This is a genomic window from Frigoribacterium sp. 2355 (genome assembly GCF_054060695.1).
Genome location: NZ_JBSSDL010000002.1, coordinates 245,022 through 269,094, shown reverse-complemented (window position 1 = coordinate 269,094; position 24,073 = coordinate 245,022). Strand labels below are relative to the sequence as shown.

At 73.8% G+C, this 24,073-nt stretch carries 25 protein-coding genes; 13 read left to right on the top strand and 12 right to left on the bottom strand.

All coding sequences use genetic code 11. The features are described from left to right. Window positions 1-7: 7 nt before the first annotated feature. The 4 genes from ACVJ1F_RS04095 to ACVJ1F_RS04080 all read left to right on the top strand — a co-directional run bounded on the left by ACVJ1F_RS04095 (window position 8) and on the right by ACVJ1F_RS04080 (window position 3,479). On the top strand, window positions 8-664 hold the full coding sequence (locus ACVJ1F_RS04095; protein ID WP_456884935.1) for a DNA-3-methyladenine glycosylase I: 657 nt from the start codon (window positions 8-10) through the stop codon (window positions 662-664). Further along, window positions 661-1,623 (top strand): DNA-3-methyladenine glycosylase family protein, encoded by a 963-nt coding sequence (locus tag ACVJ1F_RS04090; protein WP_456884851.1) that lies wholly within the window; start codon window positions 661-663, stop codon window positions 1,621-1,623. Before ACVJ1F_RS04095 ends, ACVJ1F_RS04090 begins: the two co-directional genes overlap by 4 nt. A gap of 89 nt (window positions 1,624-1,712) precedes the next feature. Continuing rightward, window positions 1,713-2,087: a hypothetical protein gene (locus ACVJ1F_RS04085; RefSeq protein WP_456884850.1), complete on the top strand. Its 375-nt coding sequence runs from the start codon at window positions 1,713-1,715 to the stop codon at window positions 2,085-2,087. Window positions 2,088-2,192: 105 nt separating this feature from the next. Next, window positions 2,193-3,479 carry a M18 family aminopeptidase gene (locus ACVJ1F_RS04080; RefSeq protein ID WP_056047805.1) on the top strand — a complete coding sequence of 429 codons (1,287 nt, stop codon included), beginning with the start codon at window positions 2,193-2,195 and terminating at the stop codon, window positions 3,477-3,479. A 109-nt stretch (window positions 3,480-3,588) separates the two neighbouring features. On the opposite strand, the gene ACVJ1F_RS04075 is transcribed toward ACVJ1F_RS04080, so the two are convergent. Next, window positions 3,589-4,206 (bottom strand): RBBP9/YdeN family alpha/beta hydrolase, encoded by a 618-nt coding sequence (locus ACVJ1F_RS04075; RefSeq protein WP_456884849.1) that lies wholly within the window; start codon window positions 4,204-4,206, stop codon window positions 3,589-3,591. 48 nt (window positions 4,207-4,254) lie between these two features. Here ACVJ1F_RS04075 and ACVJ1F_RS04070 point away from each other — a divergent pair, with 48 nt between their 5' ends. Next, complete coding sequence (locus ACVJ1F_RS04070) at window positions 4,255-4,791, top strand: DUF1990 family protein (protein WP_456884848.1); 537 nt, start codon at window positions 4,255-4,257, stop codon at window positions 4,789-4,791. 60 nt (window positions 4,792-4,851) lie between these two features. On the opposite strand, the gene ACVJ1F_RS04065 is transcribed toward ACVJ1F_RS04070, so the two are convergent. Then, window positions 4,852-5,562, bottom strand: a complete 711-nt coding sequence (locus ACVJ1F_RS04065; protein WP_456884847.1) for an SRPBCC family protein — start codon at window positions 5,560-5,562, stop codon at window positions 4,852-4,854. Window positions 5,563-5,712: 150 nt separating this feature from the next. Here ACVJ1F_RS04065 and ACVJ1F_RS04060 point away from each other — a divergent pair, with 150 nt between their 5' ends. Further along, window positions 5,713-6,822 (top strand): alpha/beta fold hydrolase, encoded by a 1,110-nt coding sequence (locus ACVJ1F_RS04060; protein WP_456884845.1) that lies wholly within the window; start codon window positions 5,713-5,715, stop codon window positions 6,820-6,822. A 93-nt stretch (window positions 6,823-6,915) separates the two neighbouring features. Here ACVJ1F_RS04060 and ACVJ1F_RS04055 read toward each other — a convergent pair whose 3' ends face one another. The 3 genes from ACVJ1F_RS04055 to ACVJ1F_RS04045 all read right to left on the bottom strand — a co-directional run bounded on the left by ACVJ1F_RS04055 (window position 6,916) and on the right by ACVJ1F_RS04045 (window position 10,775). Then, window positions 6,916-8,196 carry an Nramp family divalent metal transporter gene (locus ACVJ1F_RS04055; RefSeq protein ID WP_056046670.1) on the bottom strand — a complete coding sequence of 427 codons (1,281 nt, stop codon included), beginning with the start codon at window positions 8,194-8,196 and terminating at the stop codon, window positions 6,916-6,918. A gap of 255 nt (window positions 8,197-8,451) precedes the next feature. Continuing rightward, window positions 8,452-9,171, bottom strand: a complete 720-nt coding sequence (locus ACVJ1F_RS04050) for a hypothetical protein (protein ID WP_456884843.1) — start codon at window positions 9,169-9,171, stop codon at window positions 8,452-8,454. Window positions 9,172-9,278: 107 nt separating this feature from the next. Then, entirely contained in the window at window positions 9,279-10,775 is a 1,497-nt protein-coding gene (locus tag ACVJ1F_RS04045; RefSeq protein ID WP_456884842.1) for a hypothetical protein, read from the bottom strand. Window positions 10,776-10,942: 167 nt separating this feature from the next. Here ACVJ1F_RS04045 and ACVJ1F_RS04040 point away from each other — a divergent pair, with 167 nt between their 5' ends. The 4 genes from ACVJ1F_RS04040 to ACVJ1F_RS04025 all read left to right on the top strand — a co-directional run bounded on the left by ACVJ1F_RS04040 (window position 10,943) and on the right by ACVJ1F_RS04025 (window position 14,768). Further along, window positions 10,943-11,866, top strand: coding sequence for an HpcH/HpaI aldolase/citrate lyase family protein (locus tag ACVJ1F_RS04040; protein ID WP_082460322.1), 924 nt, complete (start codon window positions 10,943-10,945; stop codon window positions 11,864-11,866). 166 nt (window positions 11,867-12,032) lie between these two features. Then, the gene (locus ACVJ1F_RS04035) at window positions 12,033-12,707 is read left to right on the top strand and encodes a PadR family transcriptional regulator (RefSeq protein ID WP_456884841.1); all 675 of its coding nucleotides are present in this window, start codon (window positions 12,033-12,035) and stop codon (window positions 12,705-12,707) included. A 125-nt stretch (window positions 12,708-12,832) separates the two neighbouring features. Beyond that, entirely contained in the window at window positions 12,833-13,714 is an 882-nt protein-coding gene (locus ACVJ1F_RS04030; RefSeq protein WP_456884839.1) for a DNA/RNA non-specific endonuclease, read from the top strand. A 67-nt stretch (window positions 13,715-13,781) separates the two neighbouring features. Beyond that, the gene (locus ACVJ1F_RS04025) at window positions 13,782-14,768 is read left to right on the top strand and encodes a hypothetical protein (protein WP_456884838.1); all 987 of its coding nucleotides are present in this window, start codon (window positions 13,782-13,784) and stop codon (window positions 14,766-14,768) included. A gap of 36 nt (window positions 14,769-14,804) precedes the next feature. Here the strand turns inward: ACVJ1F_RS04025 and ACVJ1F_RS04020 are convergent, their stop codons facing one another. Then, window positions 14,805-15,164, bottom strand: coding sequence for a hypothetical protein (locus tag ACVJ1F_RS04020; protein ID WP_056046678.1), 360 nt, complete (start codon window positions 15,162-15,164; stop codon window positions 14,805-14,807). Between the two features lie 221 nt (window positions 15,165-15,385). On the opposite strand from ACVJ1F_RS04020, the gene ACVJ1F_RS04015 reads away from it, so the two are divergent. After that, window positions 15,386-16,123: a S1 family peptidase gene (locus ACVJ1F_RS04015; RefSeq protein WP_456884837.1), complete on the top strand. Its 738-nt coding sequence runs from the start codon at window positions 15,386-15,388 to the stop codon at window positions 16,121-16,123. Between the two features lie 167 nt (window positions 16,124-16,290). On the opposite strand, the gene ACVJ1F_RS04010 is transcribed toward ACVJ1F_RS04015, so the two are convergent. The 3 genes from ACVJ1F_RS04010 to ACVJ1F_RS04000 all read right to left on the bottom strand — a co-directional run bounded on the left by ACVJ1F_RS04010 (window position 16,291) and on the right by ACVJ1F_RS04000 (window position 18,992). After that, complete coding sequence (locus tag ACVJ1F_RS04010; protein WP_456884836.1) at window positions 16,291-16,815, bottom strand: GNAT family N-acetyltransferase; 525 nt, start codon at window positions 16,813-16,815, stop codon at window positions 16,291-16,293. Window positions 16,816-16,843: 28 nt separating this feature from the next. Then, a complete protein-coding gene (locus ACVJ1F_RS04005) occupies window positions 16,844-18,208 on the bottom strand; it encodes a peptidoglycan DD-metalloendopeptidase family protein (protein WP_148053639.1) in 1,365 nt (454 codons plus the stop codon). 343 nt (window positions 18,209-18,551) lie between these two features. Then, window positions 18,552-18,992, bottom strand: coding sequence for a MarR family winged helix-turn-helix transcriptional regulator (locus ACVJ1F_RS04000; protein WP_123570572.1), 441 nt, complete (start codon window positions 18,990-18,992; stop codon window positions 18,552-18,554). A 107-nt stretch (window positions 18,993-19,099) separates the two neighbouring features. Between ACVJ1F_RS04000 and ACVJ1F_RS03995 the strand changes: the two genes are divergently transcribed. After that, on the top strand, window positions 19,100-20,275 hold the full coding sequence (locus ACVJ1F_RS03995; RefSeq protein ID WP_285063059.1) for an ABC transporter permease: 1,176 nt from the start codon (window positions 19,100-19,102) through the stop codon (window positions 20,273-20,275). A gap of 89 nt (window positions 20,276-20,364) precedes the next feature. After that, a complete protein-coding gene (locus ACVJ1F_RS03990; RefSeq protein ID WP_456884835.1) occupies window positions 20,365-21,642 on the top strand; it encodes an FAD-binding protein in 1,278 nt (425 codons plus the stop codon). 107 nt (window positions 21,643-21,749) lie between these two features. Here ACVJ1F_RS03990 and ACVJ1F_RS03985 read toward each other — a convergent pair whose 3' ends face one another. Genes ACVJ1F_RS03985 through ACVJ1F_RS03975 form a run of 3 tightly spaced genes read right to left on the bottom strand, consistent with a single transcriptional unit; the run spans window position 21,750 to window position 23,910 of the window. After that, window positions 21,750-22,418 (bottom strand): histidine phosphatase family protein, encoded by a 669-nt coding sequence (locus ACVJ1F_RS03985; protein ID WP_456884834.1) that lies wholly within the window; start codon window positions 22,416-22,418, stop codon window positions 21,750-21,752. Window positions 22,419-22,459: 41 nt separating this feature from the next. Beyond that, window positions 22,460-23,179 (bottom strand): nucleoside/nucleotide kinase family protein, encoded by a 720-nt coding sequence (locus tag ACVJ1F_RS03980; RefSeq protein ID WP_456884833.1) that lies wholly within the window; start codon window positions 23,177-23,179, stop codon window positions 22,460-22,462. Continuing rightward, a complete protein-coding gene (locus tag ACVJ1F_RS03975; protein WP_236556936.1) occupies window positions 23,176-23,910 on the bottom strand; it encodes a DedA family protein in 735 nt (244 codons plus the stop codon). Before ACVJ1F_RS03975 ends, ACVJ1F_RS03980 begins: the two co-directional genes overlap by 4 nt. Window positions 23,911-24,073: the final 163 nt, after the last annotated feature.

The following is a 24,073-nucleotide window of genomic DNA, read 5'->3' as shown; positions in this document are numbered from 1 at the left end:
GGGAGCGGTGCCGTCGGACCTGGCGGGCGCGGGCGTCGTGGTCGGTGACGACGGGCTGGCCCGGCCGGTCTGGGCGTCGACCGATCCGCTGTTGCGCGAGTACTACGACACCGAGTGGGGGCTGCCGGTCCGGGACGAGCGGGGCCTGTTCGAGCGGCTGAGCCTCGAGGCGTTCCAGTCGGGGCTGTCGTGGGCGACGATCCTGCGCAAGCGTCCGGCGTTCCGGAGCGCGTTCTCCGACTTCGACCCCGAGGTCGTCGCGCGCTTCGACGACGAGGACCGGGCACGGCTGATGGCCGACGCGGGCATCGTCCGCAACCGACTCAAGGTCGATGCGACCATCCGCAACGCGCGGGCGACGCTCGACCTGAGGGCCGACGGCGGACTCGTCGACTTCGTCTGGTCGTTCCGGCCGGCCGAGACTCCCCGGCCCCGCACGATGGCCGAGGTGCCGACGACGTCGCCGGAGTCGCTCGCCCTCTCGCGGGCACTCAAGGCGAAGGGGTTCACCTTCGTGGGGCCGATCACCATGCACGCGCTGATGGAGGCCGCGGGCATCGTCGACACGCACCTCGTCGACAGCCACCGCCGCGGGTCGTCCGGGGTGTGGGCCGACGACGGCCGGCCGGTGCCAGACGGCGGCCCCCGGGCGGCCGGGTCGTGACCGCGGACTCGCCCGACGGGGCGGCACCGGTCGGGGCGGTACCGCACGGGGCGATACCGCACGGGGCGGCCGCGCGCTTCGTCGTCGAACCCGTCGGCGCCTGGGACCACGCGCACGCCGTGGGATTGCTGGCGGCGCACAGCGTGCCGGGGGCCGAAGCCACCGACGTCGCCGCGGCCACGCACGCGCGACTGGTCGAGCTGGGCACGGGAGCCGAGCGCGCCTCCCACCGTCTCGACCTGTCGTTCGGGGCCACCGGGGTCGACGTGACGGTGACCGGGCCCGACGGCGTGCTGCCGACGGAGGCGACGGTCGACGAGGCACGACGCGTCGTGCGGACGTGGCTCGACCTCGACACCGACCTCGACGACGTCGAACGGGGCTTCGCCGACGACCCCGTGCTCGGGCCGCTCGTCGCGGCGCGTCCGGGCATCCGCGTGACGGGCAACCCCGACGGGTTCGAGACGGCGGTGATGACGGTGCTCGGGCAGCAGGTCTCGCTCGCCGCGGCGCGCACCTTCACCGGGCGGCTCGTCGCGGCCCACGGCGAACCCGTCGCGGGGACGGGCCTGACGCGGTTCCCCCGCGCCGACCGCCTGGCGGCCGCCGACGTCGACGAGCTGCGGGCCGCGGTCGGGGTGACGAACAGTCGCGCGCGGACGATCCACGCCCTGGCCGAGGTCGTCGCCGACGGACTCGTCATCGCCCCCGACGTCGACCACGCCGACGCCCGCCGACGCCTGCTCGCCGTGCCCGGCATCGGCCCGTGGACCGTCGAGTACCTGGCCGTGCGCGCCCTCGGCGACCGCGACGCCTGGCCCGCGGGCGACCTCGTACTGCGGCGCGTGATGGGCGGCCTGACGACGAAGGAGGCCGAGGTCGCCGGGGCACCGTGGTCGCCCTGGCGCGCCTACGCCCTGTTCCACCTCTGGGCCGCGGTGCTGCCGACCGCGCCGTGAGGCGTTCGGCGCCACCTGCCGAGGACGACGACCGGACGAGGAGGCGCGGTGCGCCTAGCCTCGGAGGCCCACCACGAGAGGACCCCCCGATGAGCGACGCCCGCACGAACCCGGACCCGCACGAGCCGGACGACGAACTCGGCCACGGCGACGCGCTCGACCAGGCTGCCGTCGAGGCCGCCGCGATCGAGACGCACCGGGCCGCCCACGGCACGGGCCCGACCGACACGCAGGGCGAACCCGCCGCATCGGGCGACGCGACGCCGGACGGCGACGCCACGCAACCGCTCGGCGGCAGCCACTCGGGCGAGGACGGCTACGTCGCCGTGAGCCCCGGCGGCGTCTCGGGCGAGCAGGACGCCGCCTTGACCGTCGACGACGAGGACCCGCACTCGGCCGACCCCGAGGCCAACGCCCACCGTGGCGACATCGGCGCGAACCGCGGCGGCAGCGGCGGCCGCTGACCCCGTGTGAGACCCCGGGAGGGCGCCGAGACCCGCGTGCGCGAGCCGGGGCCTCGGGCACTTCGTGGGGTCTCGGCGGCGACCGGGTGGTGCATGCTGGTGGGGATGACTGACACGCGCCCCCACCTCGACGACTTCGCCCGCTTCATCCAGGCCTCGCCCTCGTCCTTCCACGCCGCGGCCGAGGCCGCCCGCCGGCTCGACGACGCCGGGTTCACCGCCCTCGACGAGACCGCCGAGTGGCCCTCGGGCCCGGGCCGTCGTTACGTCGTGCGCGACGGCGCGGTCATCGCCTGGATCGAGCCGGCCACCGCGACGGCCACGACGCCGTTCCGCGTCGTCGGAGCGCACACCGACTCCCCCGGCTTCAAGCTGAAGCCCAAGCCGACGACCGGCACCCGCGGCTGGCTGCAGGCCGGCGTCGAGGTCTACGGCGGTCCGCTGTTCAACTCGTGGCTCGACCGCGACCTCGAGTTCGCCGGCCGACTGGTCACCCGCAGCGGCGAGACGCACCTGGTGCGCACCGGGCCGCTGCTGCGCTTCCCGCAGCTCGCCGTCCACCTCGACCGGGGCGTCAACGCCGAGGGCCTGAAGCTCGACCCCCAGCGCCACCTGAACCCCGTGGTCGGGGCGGGACCGCTCGACGAGGCCGACGTCCTCGGCCACCTCGCCGGATTGGCCGGGCTGACCGGAGCCGACGTGACCGGGTACGACGTGGTCGTGGCCGACACCGCGCCTCCTGCGGTCCTGGGGATGTCGGGCGAGCTCTTCGCCGCCGGGCGCATGGACAACCTGTCGTCGACCCACGCCGGTCTCGTCGCTCTGGTCGAGACGGCGACCTCGGGCGTCGAACTCGACCACGTCGCCGTGTTCGCGGCGTTCGACCACGAAGAGGTCGGTTCGGCCACCCCGTCGGGTGCGGCCGGGCCGCTACTCGAGGACGTCCTGGCCCGGGTCTCGGCCGGTCTCGGGGCGACGACGACCGATCACCGCCGGGCCCTCGCCGGGTCGTGGTGCCTGAGCGCGGACGCCGGGCACGCGGTGCACCCGAACTACCCCGAGCGGCACGACCCGGTCAACCAGCCGGTCGTCAACCGCGGGCCACTGCTCAAGATCAACGCGAACCAGCGCTACGCCACCGACGGGCTCGGGGCAGCCGAGTGGTCACGGGCGTGCGAGCAGGCGGGTGTGCCGTTCCAGGAGTTCGTCTCGAACAACTCGGTGCCCTGCGGCTCGACCATCGGACCGATCACCGCGACGCGACTCGGCATCCGGACGATCGACGTCGGCATCCCGTTGCTCGGCATGCACTCGGCCCGCGAGTTGTGCGGCGCCGACGACCCGGCCTACCTGTCACGAGCCGCCGCCGCCTTCCTCGCGCCGGACGCGTAGGCCCGGCGCGGGCCCGACCCGCGGGCCCGATTCGAAGGCCCGGCGCGGACGCGATCCGCAGGCCCGACGCGCAGGCGCGGCGCGACCGTCGGGCACCGCGCACGGCGGATCAGCCGAAGGCCTCCGCCGCAGGCGCCCCGAGCGCCCAGGCCAGGACCGCCGGCCACTCGCCGTAGCCCGAGTCGGGGGTGAGGTGACCGCCTCGGGGCACGACGACGACCGGGGCGTCGACCCGCGCCTCCCAGGTGTCGACCGGGCCGAGCGGCAGCCACTCGTCGTCGTCCCCGGCGACGACGACCGACTCGTCGTCGCCCCCGAGCGCGAGGCGCCGCCCGTCGAACAGCTCCCCGGCCACGAACGCGTGGATCGGCTGGCCGGCGATCAGCTCGGGCGACGGAGGCGCGACCAGCGCCACCCGGTCGGCGGACGGAGGCGCGACGCCGGCCTGCAGCCTCAACCAGAGCAGGCACGAGAGGCTGTGGCACAGCACCGTCACCGGACGGCCCGCGGGCAGGGCGGCCCGTTCGTGTCGCACCGCGGCGTCCCAGGCGGCGGGCGTGGGCTCGTCGGCGTCGGGCAGCTGCGGGTAGCGCACCACGTGTCCGCGGGCCTCGAGCTCGCCGGCGAGCCAGCGCTGCCAGTGCCCCTCGGGACGATGGTTCTGCCAGCCGTGCAGGATCAGGAAGGCCGTCGGAGGGGTCGGCGTCGGGGCGGTCGCGTCGGTCACCGTCCGATCATGCCCCGACCCGGCGTCCTCACGTGGCAGGGTCGACCCATGACGTCACACCCGTACCGCGCCCGGTTCGGCGACGGCTACGCCTTCGAGGGCGAGCCCACCCTCGACGGTCCGCCGCCGACCGGATTCCACGTGACGACGCGCAGTCGGGTGATCGGCCACGGCCAGTCAGCCTTCGAGGCCGCAGGGGACGCCGTGCTGCACTGGCAGGTGCACCGCGGCTCGGGCTTCGTGCCCCTCGAGGTGCCCGTCCGCGTGGCCGTCGGTGCGACGAGCGTCTGGGGCGTGACCCTCGGCCCCGTGCGCCCACCGGTCGCCTGCCGGGTGTTCGCCGTCGTCCGGTCCGCCACCGAGATCGGCTTCGGACACGCCGCCCTGGTCGGATACCCCCAGCGCGGCTGGGAGAGCTACCGCGTGCACCACCACGACGACGACCGCGTCACCCTCGACATCCGCGTCGTCTGGCTCCCCGCCGCGTGGTGGATGCGGGCCGCCGGGCCGGCGTCCGCACTCGCCCTCTCGCTGATCCTGCGGCGCAACCTCCGCGCCCTCGACGTCGTCGTGGCCTCCGCCTGACCGCACCGCGCCCTCACCGGACGGCCCGGTCCCCCCTCCGTGGGGACGAGGAGGCGCGGCTCACGAGAACAGGTCGTCGAGCCACCTCTGCCAGGCCGATCCGGTCGCGGCGGCGTCGGTCCCGTCGGCGAAGTCGTGGACGCTGACGCTCACCCCGGCCCCCCAGGCCTCCCGCCCGAAGATGCGGACGAGCGCGCTCGCGGTCCGCAGCCCCACGAACGACGCCGTGCGGTACGAGAGTCCCGCGGCGACCGGACCGACGCCGGGCAGGTCGACGACGACGGCGTCACCGACCTCGACGTCGTCGGCCAGGTCGAGGGCCTGCAGCACCCGGGCGGCCGATCCCGCCGCCCGCGACGACTCCGGGGCGTCGACGCTCGTGAACGTGGCCTCCCGGCCCGTGAACCACGCGACGTACTCGGCGAGGGTGTGCAGGTAGAAGTCGGTGTGCTCCTCGACGCCGGGCACCTGCCCCTCGTCGAAGACGCTCGAGTGCCGGTAGGTCAGCCGGGTCGCCTCCTCGGTGTCGTCGCCTGCCGCGAGGGCGAAGTCGAGCTCGTTGAACCAGCCGCCCTCGCCCTCCATGCGGTTGGCGTAGTGGCGACCCGGTCGCCAGGCCGTGACCACCGCACCCGGCCCGGCCGCGCCTCCCACCCGGGGTTCGACCTCACCGGGCCAGAGCCACCCGCCGGTGCCCGTGGTGACGGCGTCGAAGACCACGGCGGGAGGCGCGGCGAGGGTGACGGTCCGGACGATGTCGGCAGCGGGCACGATGACTCTTCTCTCGTCGAGGCGGGTGGGTCGAGGCGGGTGGGCCGCGGACGGTGCGCCGGGGCGGGACCCGGCGGGGTCAGCCTGCCACCGGGGACCCCGCCCGCGCCACCGTCCCGGGCTCCGAGCCCACCGTGCCACACTGATCCGATGACCCCTCGACGTCGCCACGCCGGTTCGCCACGGCGTGCGGCCGCCCGCGACGCCTGGCGAGCGGGGGACGTCGACACGACCGTCACCGTGCGTCGCGTCGAGCGGGGCGACCTCTACGTGCGGGTCAACACGATCGGCGACACCGGCGAGCGTCCGTTCGTCCTCGTGCCGGGCATCGGAGTCTCGTCCGACTACTTCGAGCGCCTCGCGCCGAACCTCAACGAGTTCGGCCCCGTGCACGCCCTCGACCTGCCGGGCTTCGCCGGGGTGCCGCACCCGGGTCACGCCCTGAGCATCCGCGAGTACGCCGACCTCGTCGGCACCGCCATCGACGAACTGGGACTCCACGACCCGGTCGTCGTCGGGCACTCGATGGGCACGCAGATCGTCGTCGACCTCGCCGCGCGCCGACCCGACCTGTCGACCGTCGTGCTGATCGGGCCGGTGATCGATCCGGCCCATCGTCACGTGCTCGAGCAGGCGGTGCGGTTCGCCCGGGCCGCCTGGCACGAGCCCGGCCGGGTGAAGTTCCTGGCCCTGAGCGCCTACGTGCTCTGCGGGGTGCGTTGGTTCTCCCGCATCCTGCCGAAGATGATGACCTACCCGATCGAGCGGCACCTGCCGCAGATCGCCGCCGACACCCTGGTCATCCGGGGCGAGCACGACGCCGTCGCCCCGCGCGAGTGGGTGCGCCGCGTCGGCGAACTGCTGCCCGCGTCCCGCCTGTGGGAGATGCCCGGGGCCGCCCACTCCGTCATGCACGCCCACGCCGAAGAGGTCGCCAAGCTCTGCGTCGAGCACGCCCAGCAGCCGATCCGACACGACGAGGGCGTCGAGCTGCACCACTACGTCGACGCGGGGGACGGCGACGAGAGCGACGACTTCAGCCCCAGCCCGGCCGACTTCGTGAAGGCCGTGGGGGCGCGCCTGCGTTCGACCGCGGCGACCATGCGCGGCGACGACGAGGCCCTCGCGAAGGCCAAGACGGACCACGCCGAGTCGATGCAGGCGGCGTTCGACCGTCGCCAGGCCGAGAAGGCCGCGGCCGGCGCCGACCCCGACGACGGCCCGCACATCGAACCCACCACCGGCGGCGCCGACCGCTGACGGTGCGGCTCGTCTCGGCCGCGCCGGGCAGGGCCGCGGCGGGTCGGGTCGGGTCGGGAACGCAGGAGGCGCGGGTCGCCTCGCCGCCGCCCCTCACGCCCCCGAGACGGTCAGCCCGATCAGCACGAGGTTGAGGGCCACGACGACGACCACGGCCACCCAACCGGCGATCCGCGTCCCGACGGCGTTGACGCCCGTGCCCATGAGCGACCGGTCGCTCGTCGCGACGACGAGGGGCACGAGGGCGAAGGCGATGCCGAAGCTCAGCACGACCTGGCTGAGCACGAGCAACCACGTCGGGCTGATGCCCGTCGCGAGCAGCACGAGGGCCGGGATCAACGTGACGACTCGGCGCACCATGAGCGGCACCTGCACGTGCAGCAGGCCCTTCATGATCTCGGCGCCCGCCATCGCCCCGATCGACGTGGACGCGAGACCCGACGCGAGGAGGCCGACGGCGAACAGGACGCCGATCACCGGCCCGAGCGCCGCCGCGATGGCCCGCTGGGCCCCGGGGATCGTGTCGGTGCCGTCCTGACCCGACAGGGTCGAGGCCGCGAGCACGAGCATGGCGATGTTGACGCCGCCGGCGACGAGCAACGCCAGCACGACGTCCCACCGGGTGGCCTTCAGCACGCGGGCACGGTCCGCCCCCTCGGCCACGACGCCGTGGTGGTCGCGGGTGAGCGCGGAGTGCAGGTAGACCGCGTGCGGCATGACCGTCGCGCCGAGCATCGACGCGGCGAGCAGCACCGCCGTGCTGTCCTCGAAGCGGGGCACGAGACCGGCGAGCATGCCTCCGGCCGACGGCGGGGCGAAGAGCAGCCCCGCGCAGAAGCCGAGCGTGAGGACGGCGAGCAGGGCGATGACGACGGTCTGGAACACCCGCCCGCTGCGGTACCTCGTGAGCAGCAGCAGGCCGAGCGAGACGAGGCCGGTGATCAGACCCCCGACGACCAGCGGCACCCCGAAGAGCAGCTGGAGCGCGAGGGCTCCCCCGATGATCTCGGCGACGTCGGTCGCGGCCGCCACCAGCTCGGCCTGACCCCAGTACGCCAGCCGGAGGGGCCGACGACGGAGGCGCGTGCCCATCACCTCGGGCAGCGACCGACCCGTGACGATGCCGAGCTTCGCCGACAGGTACTGGACGAGCACCGCGATGGCGTTCGCGAGGACGAGCACCCAGAGGAGCGTGTACTGGTACGCCGCCCCGGCCGTGAGGTTGGCGGCGACGTTGCCGGGGTCGACGTACGCGATCGCGGCGACGAACGCCGGGCCGAGCAGGGTGCCGCGCGGTCGGGCGTGCACGACCTGCGGGGCACGGCCGTCACGGGGTCGGTCGGCGTCGGCACGGCGGGTGTCGGACGAGCTCATGCCTCGACCCTAGCAAGGTTTCGGGGTCCCGAAACCTTGGTGTGAGGCCTCCGTAACTCGCCCGCAAGCCGCACGCCGCGCCCGCACACCGAACGCCGCGCCCGCACACCGAACGCCGCGCCCGCACACCGAACGCCGCGCCCGGACGCCGAGAACCCCGTTCACGAAGACGAACCACGATTGATCGGGGTTCTTCTTCGCGAACGGGGTTCTTCTCGGTGATCGGCTACGTGCCCGATCGGTCGAGCGGGGGTGTCACTCGGTGGCGGCGGTGATCTTCGCGATGCCGACGAGCATCTCGTCCTGGACGGCATCGGTCCCGAAGGTCTCGTTCAGCAGCGACGCGGCGGCAGGGCTGACGTGGACCGTCGTGCCCTCGAGCACGGCGTTGCCGTCGACGACCTCGAGGGGCTTGAGCGTGCCACCCCAGAGGTTGAAGAGGTAGGCGTCTTCGGCGGCGACGGTGCCGTTGGCGGTCACGGTGCCGTAGAGCTTGCTCTCACCCGGGTCGATGCGGAAGTCGGTGAGTTCGACGACGGTGCCGTCGGCGGCGGTCAGCGACAGGCCGGAGCCGTCGTGGTCGATCTCGCCCTGGACGTAGGGCCGCACGTCGCTGTCGGGACCGTAGTAGTCGACGTTGCCGCCCGTGATCGGGAACGCGAACGTGCCGTCGGTGAAGGTCGCGGTGCCCACGACGCCGGGGGTCAGGCCCAGGCTCGTGAGGGCCTCGACGAAGAACGCGTCCACGGCGACCTGCGTGTCGACGCCGTTCGACAGATCCGGGATGGACGCCTCGGGCAGCATGCTCTCGCCGGGGCCGGGTTCACGGGTCTGGTTGACGGGGTGCGTCGGGGCCGTGTTGTTGCTCTCGGAGTCCGAGGTCGAGGCGCAGGCCGCGAGCGAGAACACGAGGGCTCCGGTGGCGACGACGCCGAGGACGCCTCGACCGAGGGAGGAACGGAAGGGGGTGCGCATGAATGGTCCTTGTCTGTGCTGCCCGGTGGGGTTGATCGGTGTTCGACGCCCGGGCCGCGTCGGATGGGGCGAGGGGGCGACCCGGCCGGGACGCCCCCTCGCGGCGCTCAGTCCTCTTCGGAGAAAAAGCGGTCGACCTTGCGGTGGTACCGCTGACCCAGCAGGCCACCGAGGACGGCACCGGCGAAGCTCAGGACGACGACGAGGCCGAGGCCGATGAGACCGGCGAGGGACGACGACTGCAGGTCGTCCATCGACGGCACGAACGGGTTCGGCGACGACGAGTCTCCGGTCTGGGTGCCGACGACGCCGACGACGATCGCCAGGACGATCGTGATGACCAGACCCCAGAGCCAGGTCGCGAGCCCTTGCTTGAAGCCGCTGAAGCGGGCGATGCGCGACGCCGTGTAGCCACCGATGAGGTACCCGAAGAAGATGATCGCGAGCACCACGATGCCCGAGGTCAGCGCGAGCACGTCGGCGTTGTCGGTCGTGAAGCTGCGCAGGTCGGTCATGGCGGTCGAACCGGAGGCGACCCCGCCCCAGGCCGCGAGGACGCCGCCGAAGATCGTGATCATGACGAGGCCGAAGCCCGTCGCGGCGAACCAGCCGAGCAGGCCGGCGCCGAAGCGGATGCCGCCGAACTCCTCTTTCTGCTGGGCGAGCAGCTCACGGCGCACCGACACGTGGTCGATTCCCGAGTCCTTGACGAGGGGGTAGGCGTGGGAGCCGGTGTCGCGACCCGCGGCGGCTCCTGCGGCCGCGCCTCCGGCTGCCGCCGCGGTGGGCGCGACGGCGGTGGGGGCGTCCTGACCGAACGAGGGCTGACGCTCGGCCGCGGCGCGGTCGGTGGCGTCGCGTTCAGCGTCCGAGCGGTCGTCGACCCACCCGTCGTGCGAGGCCGAGGAGGCGCCGGTCGCCGCGGTCGCGGACGCCGCGGTGGCCGTGTCGTCCCCTCGGTCGCCGGTGGCGGGCTCGCCGGCGCGGGCGGCCTCGGCCGCACGGAGGGCCTCGTCGTCGTGCAACGGACGGCGCGTGCCGTCCGAGGAGGCGGACCAGGCCCGCTGGGCGGGCTCGGTCGGCGCCACCATGGGCACCGCCTCGGTGGGACGGCCGGTCGAGGCCGCGTCGCGGTCGGACTCCGAGAGGACCTCCGTGTCGCGGCGGTCGGCGTCGGTCGACGCGTCGGCGTCGGCGCGCTGGTCGGACGCCGTGTCGCCGGGGACGTACTCCGCGGGCACCGAATCGGGCAGCGCCTCCTCGTCGGACGACGCGGGAGCCTCGTGGGCCTCCGGGCCGGACGCGTCGGTGGTCGCGGGGGCCTCGGCGACGACCGGGCGGTCCTCGGCGTCGGCGACGGGGGCCTGCTGCGTCGGGGCGTCGGACCCGAAGTCGACGGCGGGCTGCTGCTGCGTCGGGGCGTCGCCGCCGAAGTCGACGGCCGGGGGCTGCTGGGTCGGGACCTCGGAGCCGTACGGCACCTCGGTCGGCTCGACCGTCTCGCCGGTCTCGTCGGACCGCGGGGCGTCGTTCGTGTCGCCGTACTGGGGATCGCGTCCCTCGTGGTCGGGGCGGTCGCGCCGCGGATCGTTCGCGTCGGTCATGGCTCACTCCTGTCGGTGGGGTCGTTCCCTGGATCTGTGATCCGCCTGAACGTTACGCCCGAACGGCACCCCGGGCCGGGAGCCCCCGCCCGCGCCCGCGGGACTCACGGGCGCGGACGAGCCGGTAGCGTGGACCGGACCGCCGAGCGACGAAGGACGACGACGTCATGACCGACACCAGCCAGACCCCCTCCGACCCGACCGCGACGGCCTCCGGCGCGACCGACTCCGCGGCGACGGGCCGCCGGGCCGCGGCGGCCGCCCGTACGCGACCGAAGGCCGACATCGCCCGTTCGTGGCTGCTCGTGCCGGGCACCGCCCCCGACCGTTTCGACTCGGCCCAGGCGTCCCGCGCCGACCAGATCGTCCTCGACATCGAGGACGCGGTCGACCCGGCCCGCAAGCCCGCCGCACGCGACGACGTCGTCGCCTGGCTCACGGGCGGCGGCGAGGCCTGGGTGCGCATCAACGACCGCTCGACGGACTTCTGGTCCGACGACGTCGACGCCCTGATGGGCCTGCCCGGACTGCACGGCGTCATGCTCGCCAAGACCGAGGCGCCCGAACACGTCACCGAGACCTTCGACCGACTCGGAGGCGCGGTGCCGGTGCTCGCGCTCGTCGAGTCGGCCCTCGGCATCGAGGAGAGCCCCGCCATCGCCAAGGCCCGCGGGGCGTTCCGCCTCGCGTTCGGAAGCGGCGACTACCGCCGCGACACCGGCACGAGCGCCGACGACCTGGCCATGGCCTACCCCCGCTCACGCCTCGTCGTGGCGAGCCGCATCGGCGGGCTGCCCGGCCCGATCGACGGCCCGACGGTGGGCAGCAGCCACCCCGTCCTGCGCGAGCAGTCCGGGGTCGCGGTCGCCCTCGGCCTCACCGGCAAGCTCTGCCTCGACGTCGAGCAGCTACCCGTGATCAACGAGGTCATCAGCCCCACGCCGTCCGACGTCGCCTGGGCCCAGGACTTCCTCGCCGACTTCGAGGGACGCGGCCGGGTCATCCGCGACGGCAGCGACCTGCCCCGCCTGGGCCGGGCCCAGAAGATCGAGAAGCTCGCCTCGGCGTTCGGGGTGCAAGCCGCGAACTGACGGCTCGACGGAAGGAGGCGCGTCCCACTCGGGACGCGCCTCCTTTCTTTCTGCCCGGATGTCTGCCGGACCGTTGACAGACGATAGTCAACGACATATCTTTGACACATCGCGACAGGACGTCGCGACTTAGATCTCTTCCCCCCCGACCCGAGAGGAGTACCCCATGGGTACCGACTTCACCACCGAGAACCACGGCGACCCCCGTCGCCGGCACCACGACTCCCCCGACGCCCGGCACGACCCGATGGGCCGCGGCGAGGGTCACGGCCGCTTCGGCCGTCCGTTCGGCCGCGGGTTCCGCCCCGGTCCGGGCTTCGGCGGCTTCGGCCCCGGCTTCGGCCCCGGCGGCCCGGGCTTCGGTCCCGGCGGCTTCGGACCGGGCCGCGGAGGACGCGGCCGGGCACGACGCGGCGACGTGCGCCTCGCGATCCTCTCGCTGCTGTCCGACGCCCCGTCGAACGGCTACGGCCTGATCAAGGCGATCGCCGAGCGCACCGACGGCACGTGGAAGCCCAGCCCCGGCTCGGTCTACCCCACGCTGCAGCAACTCGTCGACGAAGAGCTCATCTCGTCCGACGAGGCCGCGACCAAGAGCGTCTTCACGCTGACCGACGCGGGCCGGGCCTACGTGGCCGAACACGCCGACGAGATCGAGAAGGCCTGGGCCGCCACGGCGGACGACGCGAGCGACACCGACCGCGAGTTCCAGACCAGCCTCATGAAGCTCATGGGCGTCGTCAAGCAGTTCCACCACGACGGCAGCGACGCCCAGCGGGCCGCCGCCACCGCCAAGCTCGACGAGGCACGCCGCGCGCTCTACACGATCCTGGCCGACTGAGCCCTGGCCGACCGAGGCTCGGCCGACCGAGCCCCGGCGGGCCGTCCTCCGGTGGCGGCCGGACCGATGTCGGGGGCCGTCGGCATGATGGGGCCACGAGCACGACGACCCCGCCGGAGGCGCACATGAGCACCGCAGACGACCCCACCACCGCGAGCACCGCCGACCTCGCGCAGGCGGGGTACGACCCGTCCTTCCTCACGGTCGGCGTGCCCCTGCCGGCCGTCCACGCCACCGTCCGCGAGCTGCCCTACGTCCACTTCACGGTGCTGCTCGACCCCGTCCGGCGGTTGGCCGCCCTGACGGCCGTCAACATCGACGGGTCGTCGCTGGTCGACCTCGGCCGGGGCGACGACTGGCACCTCGACGAGCGCGTGCCCGACGACGAACAGACGGGTCCCGAGGTGTACGCCTCGAACGACCTCGACCGGGGGCACCTCGTGCGTCGGCGCGACCCGGTCTGGGGCGAGCGGGCCGTCGCGGCCTCGGCGAACGTCGACACCTTCAGCTTCACCAACGCCGCACCCCAGGCCGCCGAGTTCAACCAGTCGAAAGAACTGTGGCTCGGCCTCGAGGACCAGGTGCTGCAGTACGCCTCCACGCATCGGCAGCGGCTGACGGTCTTCACGGCGCCCGTGCTGCTCGACGACGACGCGCCCTACCGCGGCATCCGCCTGCCCCGTCGGTTCTTCAAGGTCGCGGCCTGGACGACCTCCGACGGTGGTTCGCTGCGCAGCGCGGCGTACCTGCTCGACCAGTCCCCCGAACTCGACGGCGTCGACCTCGAGGCGGCCTTCGCCCGCGCGCACGAGCAGGGCGACCCGCCGCCCCTCGGGCCGTACCGCACCTACCAGGTGCCCGTCCGCGACATCGCCGAGATGACCGGTTTCGACCTCGCCCAACTCGCCGAGGCCGACACGCTCCGGCCCGTGCCCACGATCGAGCCGCCGGACGGCATCCGCGCGGGGTGGGTGCCGCTCACGTCGGTCGATCAGCTGTCGTTCTGACCGCCAGGCGACGCGACCCCGGCTCGTCCAGGCGGCTCGCATCGGGCCGTGCCAGCATTCTCGGGCCATGGCACCGAACGACCGAGATCCCGTCGACCCCACAGACGCCCCGTCACCCCTGCCGCCCGAGATGCCGCGCAGCCTGACGGTGCTGCGTGACGAGGACGCCCCGCCGGTCCGGGCCACACCCTGGCGAGAGGTCCGGGTGGACTTCCTGGTGCCGACCACCTCGACCGGTGCGGCCCGCGGCGTCCGGCACCTGCTCGACGAACCCGAACTGCACTTCTCACCCGGGCTGCGCCAGGGGACGCTCGCCCTGATGCCCCAACGGTCGGCACTCCTCCGCGTCGTGCTCGCGTGGGAGTGGTCGGTCGAGGCGGCGTCCTTCGCCGTGCACTCTTTCGAGCCCGAGCCCTTCTCGTCCGACGAACGAGACGCCCTCGAGGCCTGGTTGCGGGCGACGGCGCGACGGTTGCAGCTGTTCGACGGCGCCCTCGCGCGTGCCGTCGCCCGGGTCGACCACGACGTGGTCCGAGGCGTCGACACGAGCTCTCCCGAGGCGTCGCTGGCCGGCGCCTCCGCTGCGGCCCGGGCGGCAGCCCCTGCGGCCGCGGGTTCGCCCGACTCGGGCCCGGTCAGGGGCCGTCCGGTGCCCGACGACTCCGACCCGGTCGACCTCGCGGCGGCCGGGCCCGCCGCCACGACGATGCGGACGGCCACCCTCGGGACGAGACTCGCCTCCCCCGCCGTCGGCGCCGCCCACCCCGTGGTCGACGTCACCCTGCCGGACGCGAGCGACCCCGGCTGGGAGGTCTTCGTCGACACCCTGAGCCGTCAGACCCTCGGTTACCGTCGCACCCTCGACGACGGCGGCAGCGCCTACGCGTTCACCTACCTCGTGGCCGACGACGTCGACGACGTCACGCCCGACGACCTGGTCGTCTGGCACGACCAACACATCCAGCGGCAACTGCTCGTCGAGGACGCCCGCCAGGCGTACGTGCACCTGCTCGCCGGGCTCGAGCCGCCCGTCTCGGTGCAGTACACGGTCTGACCGACGCGGCGCGCGCCTCCCGGGCAGGCAGTCGGGTCAGGGGGCGACGTCGACGATGGCGACGAAGCGGGTGCCGACGCCGTCGACCTCGGCGCGCACGACGCCCGGCTCGGGCTCGGGCAACTCGTCCGCACCGTGGTCGTCGCAGCTGAGGTAGGTGTACTCGGGCCACCACTTCTTGGGGCGGGCCGCCTCGTGGTAGCCGCAGACGACGCACTCCAGTTCGACCCAGACCGGCTTGCCCGTGCGGTTCGCCCGGGACTGCACCAGCCAGGCCGGCGGCGTCCGCTCGATCGCGACGAGTTCGTCGACCGTCATCTTCGGCGGCAGGCCGTGGCGCTTGGCCATCTCGAGCGGGATGTCCAGTCGCAGGGCGGCGTCTCGTCGCGTGATCACCCGCACACGCTACCCGTCCGCCCCCATCCCTCGCGAGCACCGGCGCTGTTGCCACGCGCAACACACGCCGTCAAGTCGGCCAGAGTGCCGACTTGCCCCCGAACGAGGGCCAGGCGGAAGCTCGACCCAGGCGGCACGTGTCCGATCCACCCGGTCGGTCGATCACCGGACCGCCCGGCAGGCACCATCCGACACGCACCACACGAAGCAAGGGGAACCACATGAAGACCTCCGTCGCCGCCGCCCTCACCGCCGCAGCCCTCGTCGTCGGATCGCTCGGGGTCTCGACCTCGGCCGCCGCCGCCGGGCCCGTCGACACCATCCGGTCGACGGACGTCGTCGGCGGCGAGAAGGCTCCCACGACGCCGTGGGCCGTGCAGCTGGTCTTCCGGACCGGCGGCACCGCCAGCTACGCCTGCACCGGCGAGCAGATCAACGCCAGCTGGGTGCTGACCGCCCGCCACTGCATCGACGGCGTCACCTCGATGCAGGTGTACCACTCGAACAGCACGACGAACCCGGGCACCGCGATCGCCGTCGACCGCGTCGCCGCCGCCCCCGCGGGCGACATCGCGCTCGTGCACCTCGGCCAGCCGAAGGCGCTCGGCAGCTACCCGACGCTGAACCTCGGGTTCCAGGCGACGTCGTCGGGCAGCGGCACGATCATGGGCTACGGCCTGCGCGCGAACTCGGTGCAGTCCGACGGCCTGTACCAGGCGACGGTGGGCCTGACCGGCCGCAGCACCGACGCCTACGGCGGGGCCGCACAGCACCTGACCGGCACCACCGGCGCGGCGAACCACGGCGACTCGGGTGGCCCGCTGATCGTGGGCGGCCAGATCGTGGCCGTCTGCTCCACCGGCGACGAGGCCGACCCGGGCGCGAACACCCGCGCCGGCTCGAACTACGCCGTGCTGTCGCAGAGCGCGACCTGGATCCGCTCGACCGCCGGCCTCTAGTCCGCGACCTCGGGCGGCTCCGCCGGCGACGGGCGGCCTCGGACGGAAGGCCCGTACGGACGCGCCCGCCCACGGAACGCAGGAGGCGCGCCCCGGTCACGCGACCGGGGCGCGCCTCCGTCGTCGTGTCGACCCGCGCCTCCTCGGGGGGCGTCGGCCGCCGGACGTCAGACGATCGGCTTCTCGAAGCAGATCGACTGCGGGATGGTCGTGACGTAGGGCTCGTAGGTCGGGATGCGGGTGAAGCCGATCTTCTCGTAGAGGGCGACGGCGTCGGGCTGACGGTCCCCGGTCTGCAGGATGAGTCGGCGGGCACCGCCCTCTCGGGCGACCGCCTCGAGCTCGGCCATCAGCAGCCGGCCGATGCCGCGGCCACGCTGACCGTCCGCGACGACCACCCGCTTGACCTCCCATTCGCCGTCCCGGCTCTGCACGAGGGCGTGGCCGACGGGCGTGCCGCCGTCGGCACCGTCGTCGACGACCACCAGCACGGTGGCCAGCACGTTCGACGGGTGCACCGTGAGGGCGGCGTTCCGGGCCTCGACGACGTCGACGGGTTCGACGACGTCTCGGTGGTAGCGGACGGTCATCTCGGCGTCCATGGCGTCGCGCAGGGCGACGGCACGGGGATCGTCGAAGGCGACGCGTTCGAGATGCAGCGGGGGCAGGGCGGAGGGAGCGGTGTTCGTCACCAGACGATTCTGCCCCCTCGTGGGGTGCCTAGAGTCGCACGCCCCGCGCGGCCATGAACGGCACGGGGTTGGTCGAGGCGCCGCCGACGCGGGTCTCGAAGTGGAGGTGGCAGCCGGTCGAGTTGCCGGTCGAACCGACGAGCGCGATCAACTGGCCCGCGACGACGCTCTGCCCGCGGGACACCTTGATGCCCCCGTTGACGATGTGGCCGTACGCGGTCGAGACGCCGCCGCCGTGACTGACCTGGATGTAGTTGCCGTAGCCGCCGGTCAGGCCCGCGAAGGTGACCGTCCCGGAGGTCGCCGCGTAGATCGGGCTGTTGCAGCCGGGGGCCAGGTCGATGCCGTCGTGCATGCGGTACACGCCGGTCACGGGGTTCACGCGCATGCCGTAGCCGCTCGACATGTACCCGGCGCTGGGGCGCACCCAGCCCGAGCCGCTCGAGGCACCGCCACCGCCGGACGAACCGCCGCCGGCGGACGGGGCGGGCGCGGGTGCGGAGGGCGTCGAGGGTCGGGCAGCGGCGGCCGCGGCAGCCGCGGCGCGCTGCTGACGGAGCGCCTCGGCCTGGCGGGCGGCCTCGGCGGCAGCGGCGGCCTTGCGGGCCTCTTCGGCCTGACGCGCGACCTCGACGCCGGTGGCGTAGTCGGCCTCGGTCTGCAGGCTCTGGTCTTGCAGCACGGCGAGCTGGCCCTGGAGGCGCGACTCGTTCTCCTGCTGGGCGGCGACGGCGGCCGCGGCGGCGTCGGACGCGGCCTGGGCCTCGTCCATCGAGACCTGGGCGGCTCCCTGCAACTTCACGAGCGCGTCCGAGGCGACCTTGGCCTGGTCGGACAGCGACTGGGCCACGTTGCGGTCGTTCACGGCCTGCTGACGGATGCCGTCGGTCTGCTCGGTGAGCTTGCTCATCGCGCCGAGTCGGTACAGCAGGTCGTCGGCCTGCTCGGTGTCGCCCACGAGCTGCGACGAGACGTCACCGCCACCGGTGCGGGCGAGCTGGGCCGAGACCTGACCGGCGCGCTGTTCGCTGGCGTCGGCCACCGCAGCCTTCTCGTCGGCCTGCGACTGCAGTTCGGCGAGCTTGGCGGCACCGGCGTCGGCGTCGGCCTGGGCCTGCTCGAACTCGGCACCGAGACGTTCGGCCTCGGCCTGGGCGGTGGTGGCGTCGCTCGCGAGCTGGTCGAGCAGCCCCTGGATGCGGCTGACCTCGGATGCCTTCGCCGACTCGCTCGACCGGGCCGCCTGGACGTCGTCCCACGTCGGGTACGAGGCGGCCTGTGCGGGCGAGCCCCCGAGCACCGCGCCCGACGCGACGAGCGTGAGGCTGAGCAGCACCGTCGCCACGGCGGCGGCGACGCCCTGACGGCGGGGCAGGGACACGGGCGAAGTCACGGAGGAGCACCTATCTGTGGTCGGTCCTGAGCCCGCTGGACGCGCCGGATCGACGGTCGTCGGGGGTGGGGAACCCGCTCAGCCTACGGGCGGAACCGGGAAGGGTAAACCCGCACCTCAGGGTTTCTCGTCATCGGCATGTCCCCAGTCAGGGGTTCACAGGGGGTTTCACGACATGACTCCAGTCACATCCGTCACACGATCTGTACCCCGATCGACGAGGAGACGCGGGTCGGCGACACCCGTCGCCCACGGCGACGGGCATCGCCGGGCCGGGCCGGGCCGGGCCGGGCCGGCCATCGGGCACCCGGCACCGGGCACGGGCGCCGAGCCGCCAGGCGGGTCAGTCGACGAAGGCCGAGTTCAGACGGTGGAGCGCCGCGGCGAGCGCGTCGACCTCGGCGGCCGTCCATCCCTCGAGCCGGTCGGCCAGTGCGGACCGGTTGGCGTCGACCGATCGGGCGAGCAGGTCACGACCACGGGCGGTCAGCGTGAGCGCCTGGCCGCGGCGGCCCTCGACCGCGGCCCCTGCGCCGGGCTCGACCAGGCCCAGCTCGACGAGTCCGCCGAGCTGGCGCGAGACGGTCGAGCGGTTCAGCCCGAAGTCGGCGGCGATGTCGGTGGCGCGGCAGCCGGGGTGGGTGGCGATGAAGGTGACGAGCGAGTGCTCGACGAACGACAGCGGGGCACTCTTGTGCCGGGCACGGGCGACGGCCCGTCGGGACACGGTCTCGAGCTCCGAGTAGACCGTGTCGATTCCTCGCTGCCCCCGCTGGTCCGTCACGGGGTCAGCCTAACGGCGGGTGGTCGGGAACACCGAGGGGGTCGCTTGTGTTGCATAATGCAACTGTAGACCGACGGGCAACGGCGCCCCCGACCACGAGGAGCCCCGTGACGACCACCGACCTGACCCTGCACCGCCCGGACGACGGCGCGCGCCCCGACCACGACCCGTTCCGCGCCGACGCGCTCCGGGGGCGGGACGACCGACCCGACCCGCGCCTCCACCGGGCTCACCAGCACGCCGGGCCCACGACCGCGCGCCGCCCGCGTCCCGACGCCGCGGCCTGGCGGTCCCTCGGCCTGCACGTGCTCATCCCGCTCTTCCTGGCCACCGGCATGGCCCTCGCCTACCTCGGCGCCTTCGGCCACCCGACCCCGCACCACGTGCCCGTCGCCGTCGTGGGCAGCTCGGCCCAGAGCGAGGTCTTCGCCCAGCAGCTCAACGACGCCGACCCGGACGCCCTCGACGTGCGCACCGTCGCCGACGCCGACGCGGCACGCAGGCTCATCACCGACCGCGAGATCTCGGGTGCGTTCGAGGTGGGCGCCACCGACGCGACGCTGTACGTCTCGTCCGCGGCGTCGGACACGACCGCGAGCGTCCTGCAGAAGGTGTTCGGTCCGGTCGCCTACCGACTCGGGCTGCCCTTGAAGGTCGACGACGTCGTCCCGAGCGGCGAGGGCGACCCGACCGGACAGGGCCTGTTCTTCCTGCTCGTCGCCCTGAGCGTCGGCGCGTACGCGAGTGCCGCAGCCATCTCGGCGGCGAGCGCCCGGCTGGGACTCGGCTCGCGCCTCCTCGCCGGGGTCGTCACGGCGGCCGTGATCGCGGCGATCGGCACCGTCGTGGTCGGCCCCGTCTACGGCATCGTCACGACCGGCCTCTGGGGCGTCGCCCTCGTCAGCTGGTTGTACGTGACCGCCGTCGTCGTGATCGGCATCGGCCTGCACCCCCTGCTCCGCCACTGGACGACGCCGGCCCTGACCATGCTCTTCGTCATGCTGAACTTCACCAGCTCGGGCGGAGTCTTCTCGTCGCAGCTCGTACCGCCCTTCTTCGGCGCGTTGGGTGCCTTCTGGAACGGCTCGGCCTGGCTGCACGCCACGCAGTCGATCGTGTACTTCCCCGGCCAGGGATGGGGCCGGGCCGGTCTGACGCTCGCACTCTGGCTGGCCGCGGGGCTCGCCCTCGCCGGACTCACCCACCTCTGGAGCGTGCGCCGCACCCGGCTCGCGAACGAGCGCGTGGCCGTCCGCGAGGACGAGGAGGGCATCGCCGCCTGAGCCGCAGGGCGTCGGGGACGCCGGGCGCGGCGGTGACGCGTGCGACACCGGGCGCCGGGCCCGCCGGGGACGCGTGCGAGACTCGACCGGTGACGACGACGCACGAGACCCTCCGGCCACCCCGACGCGACGAGCGCAACTGGGCCGACAGCTTCAGCTACGGGGCGACCCGGGTCGTGCAGCCGACCACGATCGACGAGCTGAGCGAGCTGGTCGCCGGGGCCCCGCGCATCCGGGCCCTGGGCACGCGCCACTCCTTCAGCGACGTGGCCGACGGACCGGGGCTGTTGGTCTCGACCACGGCGTTGCCCGCCGACCCGGTGATCTCGGACGACGGCCACGGCGTCACCGTCGGGGCCGGCACGAACTACGCCGTCGTCGCGCAGCACCTCGACCGACACGGACTCGCCCTGCTGAACATGGGCTCGCTGCCGCACATCTCGGTGGGTGGAGCGATCGCGACCGGCACCCACGGCTCAGGACTCGGCCTCGGGAGCCTGTCCAGCGCGGTGTCGGCCCTCGAGATCGTCGGGCCCGACGGGTCGCTCCGGACCGTGCGTCGTGGGCAGCCGGGCTTCGACGGCAGCGTCGTGGCCCTGGGCGCCCTCGGCGTGGTGGTCAGGGTGACCCTCGACGTCCAGCCCGGGTTCCGCATGCGACAGGACACCTACGTCGACCTGCCCTGGTCGAGCGTCGACGACCACCTCATGGACGTCATGGGAGCCGGGTACAGCGTCAGCTTCTTCCACGAGTTCGACCACCGCATCCGCGAGGTGCTGGTCAAGTCGCGCGTGCCCGAGGGCCTCGCCGACGTGTCGATGCCCCGTGACCTGTGGGGCGCCCGCCCCGCCCCCGTCGACGAGCACGCGGAGGTCACCGGCACGAAGTCGACGCCGATGGACGGCAGCGTGGGGTCGTGGGCCGACCGGTTGCCGCATTTCCGCATCGACGCCACCCCGTCGGTGGGTTCCGAACTGCAGAGCGAACACTTCGTCGCCCTCGAGGACGGTGCGGCCGCCCTCCGCGCCGTACGACGCCTCGGCGACGAGCTGCGCCCGCACCTGCACACCTGCGAGACCCGCACCGTCGCGGGCGACCCGCTCTGGTTGAGCCCGACACCACAGGACAGCCTGGGCATCGCCTTCACCTGGAAGAAGCACCCCGCCGAGGTCGCGGCCTCGATCCCCCGGGTCGAGGAGGCGCTGGCCCCGTTCACCCCGCGCCCCCACTGGGGCAAGCTGTCGGCCCTGCCGCACGCGGCGATCGTCGCGGCCTACCCGAGACTGGCGGATTTCGCCGACCTCGTGCGCGAGATCGACCCCGAGGGCAAGTTCGGCGGCCCGGCCGTGGAGCGCCTGCTCGCCTAGCCGCGACGGCGTGGAGCGCCTGCGCGCCTAGGCGCGACAGGTGGTCGACGGGTCGGGCCTGGAATCCGGCCTCGGGTCGGGCACCGGATCGGGCCTGGGGTCGGGCTTCAGTAGGACTCGCCGGTGGGGTCCGCCGCCTCGAGGTCGAGCAGCTCGGCCCCGCCGACGGGCAGGCCCTGCCAGGTCTGCAGGCGCCAGCCGGCCTCGATGCTGCCCTCGAGGGTGACGACCCCCGTGTTCTCGAGCAGGTGCTGACGGATGAACTCGTCGTCGGCGTTGACCGCCCGCGAGCCGACCCAGGCCCGGATGGCCGCACCGTGACTGACGGCCGCGACCGTCTCGTGCCCGTCGCCCTCGGCCCCGGCGATCAGGTCGGCCAACCCGGCGTCGTACCGCGCGTAGAACTCGTGCCCGTCCTCGGAACCGGGCACCCGGACGTCGAGGTCGCCCGACGCCCAGGAGAAGACGCAGCCGATGTAGGCCGTGACCGCCTCGGTGTCGTGTCGGCCTTCGAGGTCGCCCGCCTTCACCTCGCGCAACCCGTCGAGCGCCGTCGGCGCGAGGCCCCGGGCGGCGGCCAGAGGAGCCACGGTGAGCTGCGTCCGCACGAGCGTGCTGACGGCGAGGGCACCGATCGTCTCGTCGGCGAGGGCGGCGGGCAGAGCCTCGGCCTGCCGTCGACCGAGGTCGGTGAGCCCGACGCCGGGCGCGACGGTGCCGAGGACGCCCTCGACGTTGTCGGGGGTCTGACCGTGGCGGATCAACAACAGGCGCATGATCGTCAACCCTACGGTGGACCCCCGACACCGGCGGTCGGTCAGGCGTCGGGCCAGAGGCGACCGGCGTCCACGACGACGTCGGCCCGGGCGCGGGTGGCCCGCACGAGCCGGGCGTTCGCCTCGTCGGGACCCGCGGCCCAGGCCTCGGCGGCTCCGGGCGTCATGCCGAAGCGGACGTGACGGGCGACGAGCCAGCGCCGTCGCCGCTCGGCCGGGGTGTCGACGAACCACACCTCGTCGAACGTCGAGCGCACCGCGGGCCAGGGCGTGAGCTCGGCCAGCAGGTAGTTCCCCTCGCTGACCACGACCTCGACGGACGGATCGACCTCGACCGCGCCGCCGATCGACTCCTCGACGCCCCGGACGTACTCGGGTGCCCACACCGTCCTCGACCGGGACCGCAGCCGCTCGAGCAGGGCGAGGTAGCCGTCGGCGTCGAAGGTGTCGATCGCGCCCTTGCGGTCGAGGCGGCCGAGCCGGGCCAGGGTGGCGCCCGCGAGGTGGAACCCGTCCATCGGCACGACCACGGCCCTCACCCCGACCCGCGTGAGCCCCTCGACGACGGCCGCGGCGACGGTGCTCTTGCCGCCGCCGGGCTCGCCGGCGACGCCGATCAGGGTGCGGACGGACGTCGGGGCGGGACCGCCGGGGGACGCGAGGCCCGCGGAGGAGCCGCGCCGCGCCTCCTGCGTCCGGGCGTGGACCGCCAGGGCTCGGGCGACGAGGTCCTCGACCGAACCGAGCGGCGTACCGGTCACTCGGGACGGCCGGCCGAGCCCGGACCGGTGCCCGCGTCGTCGCCGACGTCCGCGGTCCGCAGCTCGGTGAGGGCCGCCTCACGCCGCGACCGGCGCCAGGCGAGCAGGGCGTGCAGGGCGATGGGCACGACCGACAGCACGACGAGCACGACCGCCAGCACGTCGATGTGGTCGCGGATGAACGGGATGCCGCCGAGCAGCGAGCCGAGCACCGTCATGCCCACGGCCCAGAGGAAGGCGCCGGTCACGTTGAAGAGCAGGAACCTGCGGTACCGGTAGCCCGCGGTCCCCGCGGCCAGCGGGACGTAGGTGCGGACGATCGGGACGAACCGACCGAGGATCAGGCTCGTGCCGCCGTACTTCGCGAAGAAGGCCTCCGCACGCTCGAGGTAGGCCGTCTTCAGGATGCGTGCGTCGTCCTTGAACAGGCGTCGGCCGAAGCGGTTGCCGAGGAAGTAGCCCACCTGGTCGCCGAGGACCGCGGCGACGAAGGCGCAGAGGGCGATCACCCAGACCTGCAGCCCCAGCGCCTCGTGCAGCACGCCGGCGGTGAAGAGCAGGGAGTCGCCGGGCAGGAACGGGAACAGCACGCCCGACTCGATGAAGACCATCAGCGAGATGCCGGCGAGGGCCCAGGGCCCCAGGGCGGGCAGCAGCTCGTCCGGGTTGAACAGGACGAACCCCCCGCCGGTGGAGGCGGGCAGGGCGGCGAGCAGGGTGTCGGCGATCACGAGGGACGACTGTAACGGGTCGACCCCGGGACGTGGCGTCCACCGAGCGGACCACTCGCGCATCCACCGGTCTCGGCCGGGCGGGGGATGCCCCCGGGCGCACCGCGCCCCTAGCCTGGGGCGATGCGGACACCCCTCAGCATGCCGACGACAGGACGCACGC